Source organism: Pseudomonas sichuanensis, assembly GCF_024749065.1.
Taxonomy (GTDB): Bacteria; Pseudomonadota; Gammaproteobacteria; order Pseudomonadales; family Pseudomonadaceae; genus Aquipseudomonas; species Aquipseudomonas sichuanensis.
Window position 1 is genome coordinate 3,830,107 of record NZ_CP087185.1, and the last position, 13,197, is coordinate 3,843,303.

Below are 13,197 nucleotides of genomic sequence, written 5' to 3' on the forward strand. Positions count from 1 at the left end.
GAGGGCTTTACTGCATGTCGAAAGAAGACAGCTTCGAAATGGAAGGCACTGTCGTCGACACCCTGCCCAACACCATGTTCCGCGTGGAGTTGGAAAACGGGCACGTCGTTACCGCGCATATCTCTGGCAAGATGCGCAAGAACTACATCCGTATTCTCACTGGCGACAAGGTCCGCGTCGAACTGACGCCGTACGACCTGAGCAAGGGCCGCATCACCTACCGTGCGCGCTAAGCTCCAGCCATAAAAAAGCCCGGCCATGTGCCGGGCTTTTTTATGGGCCGTGAAAAGCATCGCGGGGCAAGCCCACTCCCACGCTCGGTATTGAACCAAGTGTGGGAGCGGGCTTGCCCCGCGATGACGTTTACGCCACCTCTGCCGTGGTCTCGTAATCGAACACCAACTCACCGTCGCGCAGATCGATGTGCACCACACCGCCATGCTCGGCCAGCTCGCCAAACAGGATCTCTTCGGCCAGCGGCCGCTTGATCTTGTCCTGGATCAGCCGCGCCATAGGCCGTGCACCCATCTGCACGTCGTAGCCCGAGGCCGCCAGCCAACCGCGCGCGGCATCGGTGACTTCCAGCAGCACGCGCTTGTCCTCGAGCTGCGCCTGCAACTCGATGAGGAACTTGTCGACGATGCTCTTGATGGTCTCGTGGGAGAGACGACCAAACTGGATGATGGTGTCCAGGCGGTTGCGGAACTCCGGCGTGAAGCTCTTGCGGATGACCTCCATCGCGTCGGACGAGTGATCCTGGTGGGTGAAGCCGATCGAGGCCCGCGCGGCGGTTTCGGCGCCAGCGTTGGTGGTCATGATCAGGATCACGTTGCGGAAGTCGGCCTTGCGCCCGTTGTTGTCGGTCAGGGTGCCGTGGTCCATCACCTGCAGTAGCAGGTTGAAGACTTCCGGGTGAGCCTTCTCGATTTCGTCGAGCAGCAGCACACAGTGCGGTTGCTTGGTGATCGCCTCGGTCAGCAGGCCACCCTGGTCGAAACCGACGTAGCCGGGCGGCGCACCGATCAGGCGCGACACGGTATGCCGCTCCATATACTCGGACATGTCGAAGCGCACCAGCTCTACACCCAGCGCCTTGGCCAGCTGGCGGGCGGCTTCGGTCTTGCCCACGCCAGTGGGGCCGGCAAACAGGAACGAGCCGACTGGCTTGTCCGGTGCTTTCAGGCCCGCTCGCGACAGCTTGATCGCGGTGGCCAGCGAATCAATGGCCGGATCCTGACCAAATACGGTCAGCTTCAGGTCGCGCTCCAGATTGCGCAGCAGCTCTTTGTCGGAACTGGTGACGTGCTTCGGCGGAATCCGCGCGATCTTGGCAACGATGTCCTCGACCTGCGGCACCTCGATACGCTTGACCCGGCTGGCTTCCGGCTGCAGGCGCTGGTAGGCACCCGCCTCGTCGATCACGTCGATGGCCTTGTCCGGCATGTGCCGGTCATTGATGTAGCGCGAAGCCAGCTCTGCAGCTGCACGCAGTGCCTCATCACTGTACTCGATGTTGTGATGGCTCTCGAAACGCCCCTTCAAGCCGCGCAGGATGCCAACCGTGTCTTCCACCGAAGGCTCGGTGACATCGACCTTCTGGAAACGCCGCGCCAGGGCGCGGTCCTTCTCGAAGATGCCACGAAACTCCTGGAAGGTGGTCGAGCCGATGCAGCGGATATCTCCCGACGACAGCAATGGCTTGAGCAGGTTGGAGGCATCCATCACCCCGCCGGAAGCTGCACCGGCACCGATGATGGTGTGGATCTCGTCAATGAACAGAATGGCCTGCGGACGTTTTTTCAGCTCGCCGAGCAGCGCCTTGAAGCGCTTTTCGAAGTCGCCGCGGTACTTGGTACCGGCCAGCAGCGCACCCAGGTCGAGCGAATAGACCACGCTCTGGGCCAGCAGGTCGGGCACCTGGCCATCGACGATGCGCTTGGCCAGGCCTTCGGCGATGGCGGTCTTGCCCACCCCGGCCTCGCCGACCAGCAGCGGGTTGTTCTTGCGCCGACGGGCGAGGATCTGCGCAACGCGCTCGACCTCCTGCTCGCGCCCCACCAGCGGATCGATACGCCCGGCACGGGCCAGTTCGTTCAGGTTGCTGGCATAGGCGTCCAGCGGATTACTGGACGACGAGGTTTCGCCACCCTCCTCGTCCTGCATGTCCTGGTCGTTGTCGTTGTGCGAGCCATGGCCCGGCACCTTGCTGATGCCATGGGCGATGTAGTTGACCACATCGATGCGCGCCACGCTCTGTTGCTTGAGCAGGAACACCGCCTGGCTTTCCTGTTCGCTGAAGATCGCCACCAGCACGTTGGCGCCGGTCACTTCGCGTTTACCGGAACTTTGCACATGGAACACGGCGCGCTGCAGCACCCGCTGGAAGCCCAGCGTCGGTTGCGTTTCACGGTCCTCGTCATGCACGGGGATCAGCGGCGTGGTCGAATCGATGAACTCCTGCAGGTCATGCTTGAGCTTGTCGAGATTGGCGCCACAGGCGCGCAGAACGGTCGCGGCAGCCTCATTGTCAAGGAGTGCCAGCAGCAGATGTTCGACGGTCATGAACTCATGACGCTTCGAACGAGCCTCCTTGAAGGCCAGATTGAGGGTGACTTCGAGCTCGCGGTTTAACATAGCTTCACCTCATACCCAAGTGGTCGGCGATTAACCGTCCTTCTCGATTTCACAGAGTAGCGGATGCTGGCTTTCCCTGGCGTATTGGTTGACCTGCATGGCCTTTGTTTCGGCGATGTCCCGGGTAAACAATCCGCACACTGCCCGCCCTTCGGTATGGACGGTCAGCATGATCTTGGTCGCCAGCTCGCGGTTCAGATTGAAGAACGTCTCGAGCACTTCGACGACGAAATCCATCGGTGTGTAGTCATCATTGAACAAAACCACCTTGTACATCGGTGGCGCCTGCAGGATAGGTTTGGCCTCCTGCACCGCAAGGCCGGCACCGTCATCCTCATGCCCGTCCTCATGGGACTGCGGGCGGTCCTGATTGAATGTTAGTCGAATCTCACTGGGTACATGCATGGAAAGAATTTCATCATGATCGACAGGTTAAGGTTGTGAGTTGACCGCACAGGCCCCTGTCGGCGCGGGCGCCGGCTGACCTTGACTATCGGCAAAACGGTGTTACAACCAATAAGAACCCACCGTGATCGATAAAGATCCGCGCAGTCAACCAGATTTTTCGCAAGGTTCGTATGCGGATGACGTGGATGATACTCCAGTGATGGAGTCCTTTGCAGAGGGACATAGGGATGGCAAGCGGTAAAGTCAAGTGGTTCAACAATGCCAAGGGCTACGGATTCATCAATGAGGACGGCAAGGCCGATGATCTGTTCGCCCATTACTCCGCCATTCAGATGGATGGGTACAAGACACTCAAGGCCGGGCAAACCGTATCCTTCGACATCATCCAGGGCCCCAAGGGCCTGCATGCGGTGAACATAGCCAACGCCACCGCCAGCAGTGCAGGCACCAGCACAGGCAATGCTGCCCCGGCCGTCCCGCTCCAAGCCTGACCCCTGCTTACTGCCGGTATACGAAAAAACCGGCCGCTTCTTTATAACGAGGCGGCCGATTTTTTTGCCCGCCTTACATGTGCTTGATCATTGCCTCGCCAAAACCGGAGCTGCCGACCAGCGTCGCACCGTCCATCAGGCGCTCGAAGTCATAGGTCACCGTCTTAGCCGCAATCGCCCCGTTAGTGCCCTTGATGATCAGGTCGGCGGCCTCGGTCCAGCCCATGTGCCGCAGCATCATTTCGGCAGACAGGATCACCGATCCCGGATTGACCTGGTCCTTGCCTGCGTACTTGGGCGCGGTGCCATGGGTAGCCTCGAACATGGCCACGGTATCCGACAGGTTGGCCCCCGGCGCAATGCCGATGCCGCCCACCTCCGCCGCCAGCGCGTCAGACAGGTAGTCACCATTGAGGTTGAGCGTGGCGATCACGTCGTATTCGGCCGGGCGCAGCAGGATCTGCTGGAGCATGGCATCGGCGATGGCGTCCTTGACGATCACTTCACGACCGGTCTTGGGGTTCTTGAACTTCATCCACGGGCCGCCGTCCAGCAGTTCGGCGCCGAACTCGTCACGGGCCACTTCATAACCCCAATCCTTGAACGCACCTTCGGTGAACTTCATGATGTTGCCCTTGTGCACCAGGGTCAGCGACTTGCGATCGTTGTCCACCACATACTGCAGGGCCTTGCGCACCAGGCGCTTGGTGCCCTCCCTGGAAACCGGCTTGACGCCGATACCGCAGTCCTGGTCGAAACGAATCTTGGTAACGCCCATTTCCTCCTTGAGGAACTTGATCACCTTGTTCGCCTCGGGCGAGCCGGCCTTCCACTCGATGCCGGCGTAGATGTCCTCGGAGTTCTCGCGGAAGATCACCATGTCGACATCACCCGGCTTCTTCACAGGGCTGGGCACACCCTGGAACCACACGACAGGCCGCAGGCACACGTAAAGGTCGAGCTGCTGACGCAACGCCACGTTGAGCGAGCGAATACCACCACCGACCGGCGTGGTCAGCGGCCCCTTGATCGACACTACATAGTCTTTCACGGCATCCAGGGTTTCCTGGGGCAGCCAGGTGTCCTGGTCATACACTTGCGTGGCCTTCTCGCCGGCATACACCTCCATCCAGGCGATCTTGCGCTTGCCGCCGTAGGCCTTGTGCACGGCTGCGTCCACCACCTTGATCATCACCGGCGAAACGTCCACGCCGATACCGTCGCCTTCGATGTAGGGGATGATGGGGTTGTCGGGAACATTGAGCGAATGGTCTGCATTGACGGTGATCTTGCTGCCGTCAGTCGGAACCTTGATTTTCTGGTATCCCATGCTGCACTACTCCGCTTTTCGCTGGTGTGATTGAAAAACGCGCGATGCACTGAGCCTAAACCAGGATTGCCGAGCTGCAAGCTGCAAGTTTCAAGCGGCAAGAGACGAGCTGTTCTTGCAGCTTGCAGCTGACAGCTCGAAGCTGCCGCCCTGCGGCATTGCGCCACATTGCCCCTACGTCTTTGGTCTTATAAATGGCGCGATCGCACTTGACCTTGCTGAATCGACCAAAGGGTTTGATATACTGCGCCGCGACCGCAGGGTCATCGGGGCGAATCCCAGGAAAATGCGGACCGCCCTTGGCCATGAATGGCCACGAAGCCTGGGCTGTTACCGCACCCCAGCACTTGACGCTCGACTGATGCATCCACCATCACCGCTCGCAGCCTCTCGACTTTCCGCTCATGGCGATGCCAGGGCGAAGCGCCTACCCTGCGCACCTCGAGACTCGAGTACGCTCAGCACATAGAGAGTTAACCCGCATGCCCACCCGTTCCAAGATCATCTACACCTTCACCGACGAAGCCCCCGCCCTCGCCACCTATTCGCTGCTGCCGATCGTCGAAGCGTTCACCGCTTGCGCCGACATCGCCGTCGAAACCCGCGACATCTCCCTGGCCGGCCGCATCCTCGCGGCATTCCCGGAGCAACTGGGCGCCCAGAAGCAGGTAGCCGATCACCTGGCGGAACTGGGCCAGCTGGCCACCACCCCTGAAGCCAACATCATCAAGCTGCCGAACATCTCCGCTTCGGTTCCGCAGCTCAAGGCCGCCATCAAGGAACTGCAAGCCAAGGGCTTCAACATTCCTGACTACGCCGACGAACCGGCCAGCGCCGAAGAGAAAGAATCCCGCGCCCGCTACGACCGCATCAAAGGTTCGGCTGTGAACCCGGTACTGCGCGAAGGCAACTCCGACCGCCGCGCGCCGCTGTCGGTCAAGAACTACGCCCGCAAGCACCCACACAAGATGGGCGCCTGGGCCGCCGACTCCAAGTCGCACGTTGCCCACATGACCCAGGGCGACTTCTACGGCAGCGAGAAAGCCGCACTGATCGAAGCTGACGACAGCCTGCGCATCGAGCTGGTCGGCAAAGACGGCAGCACCACCGTCCTGAAAGAAAAGACCGCGGTCAAGGCCGCCGAAGTCATCGACTGCGCCACCATGAGCCGCAAAGCGCTCAAGGCCTTCATCGCCGAGCAGATCGCCGATGCCAAAGCCTCCGGCGTGCTGCTGTCGGTGCACCTGAAAGCCACCATGATGAAGGTCTCCGACCCGATCATGTTCGGCGTGATCGTCGAAGAGTTCTACGGCGACGTGCTCAACAAGCACGCCGCAGCCCTGGCCGAAGTGGGCTTCAACGCCAACAACGGTATCGGCGACCTGTACGCCCGCATCAAGGACCTGCCAGCTGACAAGCAGGCCGAGATCGAAGCCGACATCCAGGCCCTGTACGCCGTTCGCCCGGCCCTGGCCATGGTCAACTCGGACAAAGGCATCACCAACCTGCACGTACCAAGCGACGTCATCGTCGACGCCTCGATGCCAGCAATGATCCGCGACTCGGGCAAGATGTGGAACACCGCCGGCGAGCTGCAAGACGCCAAGGCCGTGATCCCGGACCGCTGCTACGCCGGCATCTACCAGGCCACCATTGAAGACTGCAAGGTCAACGGCGCCTTCGATCCGACCACCATGGGCAGCGTACCGAACGTTGGCCTGATGGCGCAGAAAGCCGAAGAATACGGCTCCCACGACAAGACCTTCCAGATCAAGGCCGACGGCGTCGTGCGCGTGGTCGATGGCAAGGGCCAGGTCGTTCTGCAGCAGGACGTCGAAGCCGGTGACATCTTCCGCATGTGCCAGACCAAAGACGCGCCGATCCAGGACTGGGTCAAGCTGGCCGTCAACCGCGCCCGCCTGAGCAACACCCCGGCAGTGTTCTGGCTGGACCCGGCCCGTGCCCACGACGGCGTGATGATCGAGAAGGTGCAGAAGTACCTGAAGGATCACGACACCACTGGCCTGGACATCCGCGTCCTGGCCCCGGTCGACGCCATCAAGTTCTCCCTGGCCCGCATCCGCGAAGGCAAGGACACCATCTCGGTGACCGGCAACGTGCTGCGCGACTACCTGACCGACCTGTTCCCGATCATGGAGCTGGGCACCAGCGCCAAGATGCTGTCGATCGTCCCGCTGATGAACGGCGGTGGCCTGTTCGAAACCGGCGCCGGCGGTTCGGCACCGAAGCACGTGCAGCAGCTGGTCGAAGAGAACTTCCTGCGTTGGGACTCGCTGGGTGAATTCCTGGCCCTGGCCGCCTCGCTCGAGCACCTGGGCGACACCTACGCCAACCCGCGCGCCAAGGTCCTGGCCAACACCCTGGACCAGGCCACCGGCAAGTTCCTCGACACCAACAAGTCGCCTTCGCGCAAGGTCGGCGGTATCGACAACCGTGGCAGCCACTTCTACCTGACCCTGTACTGGGCGCAAGCCCTGGCCGCCCAGAGCGACGACGCTGCCCTGCAGGCGCGCTTCGCCCCGCTGGCAAAAACCCTGGCCGAGAACGAAGCGACCATCGTCGCCGAGCTCAACGCCGTTCAGGGCAAGCCGGCCGACATCGGTGGCTACTACGCCCCGGATGCCGAGCTGACCGCCAAGGTGATGCGCCCAAGCCAGACCCTGAACAGCGCCATTGCCGCCCTGTAAGGTTCGCTTGACGTAACAGCACAAACCCCGGCCACGCACCGGGGTTTGTGCTTTTTCAGCCACAAGTTTCAAGCTGCAAGCCACCAGTCAAAGCAGTCCGCGTACCGCTTCGACTGGTGGCTTGCAGCTTGAAACTTGTCACTTAGGGAGAGAATCGACCGTGTCCTGGCAACCCCACATCACCGTCGCCACCATCGTCGAGCACGACGGCAAGTTCCTCTTCGTCGAGGAGTTCAAGGCCGGCCAGCACGTCTTCAACCAACCCGCCGGCCATCTCGAAGCCAACGAGACCCTGCCCCAGGCTGCCCTGCGCGAAACCCTGGAAGAAACCGCCTGGGAAGTCGAGCTCACCGGCGTGGTCGGCATCTACCTCTATACCGCACCGAGCAATGGCGTCACCTACCAGCGCATCTGCTTCGCCGCCCGGCCTGTGCGCCACCACGAAGACCTCGCCCTGGACACTGACATCGTCCGCGCCGTGTGGCTGACCCGCGACGAGTTGCTGGCCGACCCCGCCCGCTGGCGCAGCGAGCTGGTGCCGCGCTGCCTCGACGACTACCTCGCAGGCCCGCTGCACAGTCTCGAACTGCTCCGCGACTGACGCCACGCCGCGGGTTTGATAGAATCCGCGCTTTTCCCCCTGATACACACCGGTAGCCATGACCAGCCCAGCACTCAAAGACCCCGCCAAGACCCGCGTCATCGTCGGCATGTCCGGCGGCGTGGACTCTTCCGTTTCCGCCCTCCTGCTCATCGAGCAGGGCTACCAGGTGGAAGGTCTGTTCATGAAGAACTGGGAAGAGGACGACGGCACCGAATACTGCACCGCCCGCGAAGACCTGGCCGACGCCCAGGCCGTGTGCGACCGCATCGGCATCAAGCTGCACACCGCCAACTTCGCCGCCGAGTACTGGGACCACGTGTTCGAGCACTTCCTCGAAGAATACAAGGCCGGCCGCACGCCCAACCCGGACATCCTCTGCAACCGCGAAATCAAGTTCAAGGCGTTCCTCGACTACGCCCTGTCGCTGGGCGCCGACCTGATCGCCACCGGCCACTACGTGCGCCGCCGCGACACCGGCACGATCACCGAACTGCTCAAGGGCCTGGACCCGAACAAGGACCAGAGCTACTTCCTGCACGCCGTCGGCGGCAAGGAAATCGCCCGCACGCTGTTCCCGGTCGGCGAACTGGAAAAACCCGAAGTGCGCGCCATTGCCGAGAAACACGGCCTGGCCACGGCCAAGAAGAAGGACTCCACCGGCATCTGCTTTATCGGCGAGCGCCGCTTCAGCGACTTCCTCAAGCAGTACCTGCCGGCCCAGCCCGGCGAAATCCAGACCACCGACGGTGAAGTGATCGGCCGCCATCACGGCCTGATGTACCACACCATCGGCCAGCGCCAGGGCCTGGGCATCGGCGGCCTCAAGGATGCCGGCGACGAGCCATGGTACGTGCTGCACAAGGACCTGACCCGCAACGTACTGGTGGTCGGCCAGGGTAACGAGCACCCGTGGCTGTTCTCCCGTGCCCTGCTGGCCTCGGAAATCTTCTGGGTCAACCCCATCGACCTGAGCAGCCCGCGCCGCCTCACCGCCAAGGTGCGCTACCGCCAGGGTGACCAGCACTGCACCCTCGAGCAGAGCGAAAACGGCTACCGCGCCGTGTTCGACGAGCCGCAACGCGCCGTCACCCCCGGCCAGTCGGTGGTGTTCTACGACGGTGAAGTGTGCCTGGGCGGCGGCGTGATCGAAATCGCCGAGCCGTGGAGCCCGCGCGCATGAGCAACCTGCAGGAGCAATTGATCGCCCTGGGCGGCGTGTTCCAGGCCGCCGTGCTGGTGGACCGCATCGCCCGCACCGGCCAGGCCAGCGAAGCCACGCTGGGCTGCATGCTCGGCAGCCTGCTGGTGCGCGACCCCAAGGACACCCTGGAAGTGTTCGGCGGCGACGACCTCAACCTGCGCGACGGCTACCGCGCGCTGGTCGGCGCCCTGGAGCGCGACCCCAGCAGCCTGCAGCGCGAACCGCTGCGCTATGCGCTGTCGATGCTCGGCCTGGAACGCCAACTGGCCAAGCGTGGCGACCTGCTCGACACCATCGGCAACCGCCTGCCGCAGATCCAGTCCCAGGCCGAGCATTTCGGCCTGGTTCACGATAACGTCATCGCTTCCAGCGGCGCCTTGTACCAGGACACCCTGAGCACCCTGCGCCAGCGCATCCAGGTGCACGGCGACATGCGCTTCCTGCAGCAAGCCAACAACGCCTCGAAGATTCGCGCCCTGCTGCTGGCCGGCATCCGCGCCGCGCGCCTGTGGCGCCAGCTGGGCGGGCACCGCTGGCAGTTGGTGTTCAGCCGACGCAAATTGCTCAACGAGCTGTACGGCATGATGCAGGGATAAGCTGCAAGCTCTAAGCTTCAAGCGGCAAGTAAAGGCGATACAGCGTACTGCTTCTACTTGCCGCTTGTAGCTTGCAACTCGCCACTGCTTTTTTCATGTATGATATGCGCCCCCCAAAAGCCTGACTGTCCGAGAACACCCCATGCAGCTCTCTTCGCTCACTGCGGTTTCCCCTGTAGACGGCCGTTACGCCGGCAAAACCCAGGCCTTGCGCCCCATCTTCAGCGAATTCGGCCTGATCCGTTTCCGCGCCCTGGTCGAAGTGCGCTGGCTCCAGCGCCTGGCCGCCCATCCGCAAATCGGCGAAGTGCCGGCGTTCTCCGCCGAAGCCAACGCCGTGCTGGACAGCCTGGCCACTGATTTCAAACTCGAGCACGCCGAACGCGTCAAGGAAATCGAGCGCACCACCAACCACGACGTCAAGGCCATCGAGTACCTGCTCAAGGAGCAGGCCGCTCAACTGCCTGAGCTGGCCAAGGTCAGCGAGTTCATCCACTTCGCCTGCACCAGCGAGGACATCAACAACCTGTCCCACGCCCTGATGCTGCGCGCTGGCCGTGATGAAGTGCTGCTGCCACTGATGCGTCAGATCGCCGAAGCGATCCGCACCCTGGCCCACACCCACGCTGCCGTGCCGATGCTGTCGCGCACCCACGGCCAGCCGGCTTCGCCGACCACCCTGGGCAAAGAGCTGGCCAACGTCGTCTACCGCCTGGAGCGCCAGATCGCCCAGGTAGCCGCCGTGCCGCTGCTGGGCAAGATCAACGGCGCCGTGGGCAACTACAACGCCCACCTGTCGGCCTACTCGCAGATCGACTGGGAGCAGAACGCCCGCGCCTTCATCGAAGACGAGCTGGGCCTGGTGTTCAACCCCTACACCACCCAGATCGAACCGCACGACTACATCGCCGAGCTGTTCGACGCCATCGCCCGCTTCAACACCATCCTCATCGACTTCGACCGCGACGTCTGGGGCTACATCTCGCTGGGCTACTTCAAGCAGAAGACCGTCGCCGGCGAAATCGGCTCCTCGACCATGCCGCACAAGGTCAACCCGATCGACTTCGAAAACTCCGAAGGCAACCTGGGTATCGCCAACGCACTGTTCCAGCACCTGGCCAGCAAGCTGCCGATCTCGCGCTGGCAGCGTGACCTGACCGACTCCACCGTGCTGCGCAACCTGGGCGTGGGCTTCGCCCACAGCGTCATCGCCTACGAAGCCAGCCTCAAGGGCATCGGCAAGCTGGAAGTCAACGAAGCCCGCATCGCCGCCGACCTGGACGCCTGCTGGGAAGTCCTCGCCGAGCCGATCCAGACCGTGATGCGCCGCTTCAACATCGAGAACCCCTACGAGAAGCTCAAAGAGCTGACCCGTGGCAAGGGCATCACTCCTGAAGCGCTGCTGACCTTCATCGACGGCCTGGACATGCCGGCCGACGCCAAGGCCGAGCTCAAGCTGCTCACGCCTGCGACCTACATCGGTAACGCCGTGGCCCAGGCCAAACGCGTCTAAGCTGACCGTCGCGTTCAACGCCCGGCCTGGCCGGGCGTTTTTATTCCCGTACAAAAATTACGTTTTATCAATAGGTTGAACATGAATTCTGATACTCCACTGCAACTGCTGGGCGGCCTTACGGCCCGTGAATTCCTGCGCGACTACTGGCAGAAGAAGCCCCTGCTGGTGCGTCAGGCCTTCCCAGACTTCATCAGCCCGATCGACGCCGACGAACTGGCCGGCCTGGCCCTGGAAGAAGAAGTCGAGTCGCGCCTGGTGCTCGAGCACGGCGAGCGCCCGTGGGAGCTGCGCCGCGGCCCGTTCGCCGAAGACGCCTTCAGCGACCTGCCCGAGCGCGACTGGACCCTGCTGGTCCAGGCCGTGGACCAGTTCGTGCCGGAAGTGGCCGAGCTGCTGGAAAACTTCCGCTTCCTGCCCAGCTGGCGTATCGATGACGTGATGATCAGCTACGCCGCCCCCGGTGGCAGCGTCGGCCCGCACTTCGACAACTACGACGTGTTCCTGCTGCAAGGCGACGGCAAGCGCAACTGGAAAGTCGGCCAGATGTGCAACAGCGACAGCCCGCTGATCGACCACGCCGACCTGCGCATCCTCGCTGACTTCGAACAGAGCGACGAGTGGACCCTGGAGCCAGGCGACATGCTCTACCTGCCACCGCGCCTGGCCCACTACGGCGTAGCCGAAGACGAATGCCTGACCTACTCGGTAGGCTTCCGCGCGCCGAGCGCCGCCGAAGTGCTGACCCACTTCACCGACTTCCTCGGCCAGTTCCTGCCCGAAGAAGAGCGCTACAGCGACGCCGACGCCCAACCGGTCAGCGACCCGCACGAGATCCAGCACGACGCCCTCGACCGCCTCAAGGCCCTGATCGACAAGCACATGTCCGACAAGGACCTGCTGCTGACCTGGTTCGGCCAGTTCATGACCGAGCCGCGCTACCCTGAGCAGGTTGCCGGTGAAGAACTGAGCGAGCAGGACCTGGTCAACTACCTCGAACAGGGCGCCGTGCTGATCCGCAACCCAAGCGCACGCATGGCCTGGTCCGAGCTCAACGACGACCTGATGCTGTTCGCCAGCGGCCGTAGTTGCCCACTGCCGGCCAAACTGCGCGAACTGCTCAAGCTGGTGTGCGCCGCCGATGCCCTGCACATCGACAACCTTGGCCAGTGGCTGCAGGACGAAGACGGCCTGATGCTGATTCAGCAACTGGTCATGCAAGGCAGCCTGGGGTTCGCCGATGAATAAGATCAGCGTTCGCCTGGCCGACTGGCACAAAGACAACGCCGACATCCACCGCATCCGCAGCGCCGTGTTCATCGCTGAACAGCACGTGCCGCCAGAGCTCGAGTTCGACGCCGAAGACCCTACGGCCGTGCATTTCCTGGCCATGGAAGGCGAATACCCGATCGGCACCGCGCGCCTATTGCCCGACGGCACCATTGGCCGGGTGTCGGTGCTCAAGGACTGGCGCGGCCTGCACGTGGGCGATGCGCTGATGCATGCGGTCATCAGCGAGGCGCAGAACCGCGACCTCAAGCAGCAGATGCTCAGCGCCCAGGTGCACGCCACCCCCTTCTACGAGCGCCTGGGATTCCGCGTGGTCAGCGAGGAGTTCCTCGAGGCCGGTATCCCGCACGTCGACATGGTGCGTGATTCGCGCTGAACCGCCTGAGTAACGCCTGGGGCCGCCTTGCGGCCCCAACCCCCTC

General features: G+C 62.7%; 12 protein-coding genes. 9 read left to right on the top strand and 3 right to left on the bottom strand.

Annotated elements, in window-relative coordinates; all coding sequences use genetic code 11:
- Positions 1 to 14: 14 nt before the first annotated feature.
- Positions 15 to 233 (top strand): translation initiation factor IF-1, encoded by a 219-nt coding sequence (infA, locus tag LOY51_RS17350; protein WP_002553999.1) that lies wholly within the window; start codon positions 15 to 17, stop codon positions 231 to 233.
- A gap of 130 nt (positions 234 to 363) precedes the next feature.
- On the opposite strand, the gene clpA is transcribed toward infA, so the two are convergent.
- Complete coding sequence (clpA, locus tag LOY51_RS17355) at positions 364 to 2,634, bottom strand: ATP-dependent Clp protease ATP-binding subunit ClpA (RefSeq protein WP_258642307.1); 2,271 nt, start codon at positions 2,632 to 2,634, stop codon at positions 364 to 366.
- A 30-nt stretch (positions 2,635 to 2,664) separates the two neighbouring features.
- Positions 2,665 to 3,039, bottom strand: a complete 375-nt coding sequence (clpS, locus tag LOY51_RS17360; RefSeq protein WP_028692390.1) for an ATP-dependent Clp protease adapter ClpS — start codon at positions 3,037 to 3,039, stop codon at positions 2,665 to 2,667.
- 230 nt (positions 3,040 to 3,269) lie between these two features.
- On the opposite strand from clpS, the gene cspD reads away from it, so the two are divergent.
- Positions 3,270 to 3,533, top strand: coding sequence for a cold shock domain-containing protein CspD (gene cspD / locus LOY51_RS17365; RefSeq protein ID WP_309475580.1), 264 nt, complete (start codon positions 3,270 to 3,272; stop codon positions 3,531 to 3,533).
- Positions 3,534 to 3,606: 73 nt separating this feature from the next.
- Here cspD and icd read toward each other — a convergent pair whose 3' ends face one another.
- Positions 3,607 to 4,863, bottom strand: coding sequence for an NADP-dependent isocitrate dehydrogenase (gene icd / locus LOY51_RS17370; RefSeq protein WP_125859276.1), 1,257 nt, complete (start codon positions 4,861 to 4,863; stop codon positions 3,607 to 3,609).
- Positions 4,864 to 5,345: 482 nt separating this feature from the next.
- On the opposite strand from icd, the gene LOY51_RS17375 reads away from it, so the two are divergent.
- From LOY51_RS17375 to LOY51_RS17405, 7 genes are all read left to right on the top strand, one after another.
- Complete coding sequence (locus LOY51_RS17375; protein WP_258642310.1) at positions 5,346 to 7,571, top strand: NADP-dependent isocitrate dehydrogenase; 2,226 nt, start codon at positions 5,346 to 5,348, stop codon at positions 7,569 to 7,571.
- A 160-nt stretch (positions 7,572 to 7,731) separates the two neighbouring features.
- Positions 7,732 to 8,172 (top strand): NUDIX hydrolase, encoded by a 441-nt coding sequence (locus LOY51_RS17380; RefSeq protein ID WP_125464661.1) that lies wholly within the window; start codon positions 7,732 to 7,734, stop codon positions 8,170 to 8,172.
- A gap of 58 nt (positions 8,173 to 8,230) precedes the next feature.
- Entirely contained in the window at positions 8,231 to 9,355 is a 1,125-nt protein-coding gene (mnmA, locus tag LOY51_RS17385; RefSeq protein WP_125859278.1) for a tRNA 2-thiouridine(34) synthase MnmA, read from the top strand.
- Entirely contained in the window at positions 9,352 to 9,972 is a 621-nt protein-coding gene (gene hflD, locus LOY51_RS17390; RefSeq protein WP_125859279.1) for a high frequency lysogenization protein HflD, read from the top strand. The genes mnmA and hflD overlap by 4 nt, the downstream gene beginning before the upstream one ends.
- A gap of 142 nt (positions 9,973 to 10,114) precedes the next feature.
- Complete coding sequence (gene purB / locus LOY51_RS17395; RefSeq protein ID WP_125859280.1) at positions 10,115 to 11,485, top strand: adenylosuccinate lyase; 1,371 nt, start codon at positions 10,115 to 10,117, stop codon at positions 11,483 to 11,485.
- Positions 11,486 to 11,566: 81 nt separating this feature from the next.
- Entirely contained in the window at positions 11,567 to 12,733 is a 1,167-nt protein-coding gene (locus LOY51_RS17400) for a ribosomal protein uL16 3-hydroxylase (protein ID WP_258642311.1), read from the top strand.
- Positions 12,726 to 13,151 (top strand): GNAT family N-acetyltransferase, encoded by a 426-nt coding sequence (locus LOY51_RS17405; RefSeq protein ID WP_125464665.1) that lies wholly within the window; start codon positions 12,726 to 12,728, stop codon positions 13,149 to 13,151. Before LOY51_RS17400 ends, LOY51_RS17405 begins: the two co-directional genes overlap by 8 nt.
- Positions 13,152 to 13,197 lie beyond the last annotated feature (46 nt).

What these genes read in the sequence shown, in the direction of transcription:
- infA (WP_002553999.1), top strand. Translation starts at nt 15, where the DNA reads ATGTCGAAAGAAGACAGCTTCGAAATGGAAGGCACTGTCGTCGACACC.
- clpA (WP_258642307.1), bottom strand. Translation starts at nt 2,634, where the DNA reads ATGTTAAACCGCGAGCTCGAAGTCACCCTCAATCTGGCCTTCAAGGAG.
- clpS (WP_028692390.1), bottom strand. Translation starts at nt 3,039, where the DNA reads ATGCATGTACCCAGTGAGATTCGACTAACATTCAATCAGGACCGCCCG.
- cspD (WP_309475580.1), top strand. Translation starts at nt 3,270, where the DNA reads ATGGCAAGCGGTAAAGTCAAGTGGTTCAACAATGCCAAGGGCTACGGA.
- icd (WP_125859276.1), bottom strand. Translation starts at nt 4,863, where the DNA reads ATGGGATACCAGAAAATCAAGGTTCCGACTGACGGCAGCAAGATCACC.
- LOY51_RS17375 (WP_258642310.1), top strand. Translation starts at nt 5,346, where the DNA reads ATGCCCACCCGTTCCAAGATCATCTACACCTTCACCGACGAAGCCCCC.
- mnmA (WP_125859278.1), top strand. Translation starts at nt 8,231, where the DNA reads ATGACCAGCCCAGCACTCAAAGACCCCGCCAAGACCCGCGTCATCGTC.
- hflD (WP_125859279.1), top strand. Translation starts at nt 9,352, where the DNA reads ATGAGCAACCTGCAGGAGCAATTGATCGCCCTGGGCGGCGTGTTCCAG.
- purB (WP_125859280.1), top strand. Translation starts at nt 10,115, where the DNA reads ATGCAGCTCTCTTCGCTCACTGCGGTTTCCCCTGTAGACGGCCGTTAC.
- LOY51_RS17400 (WP_258642311.1), top strand. Translation starts at nt 11,567, where the DNA reads ATGAATTCTGATACTCCACTGCAACTGCTGGGCGGCCTTACGGCCCGT.
- LOY51_RS17405 (WP_125464665.1), top strand. Translation starts at nt 12,726, where the DNA reads ATGAATAAGATCAGCGTTCGCCTGGCCGACTGGCACAAAGACAACGCC.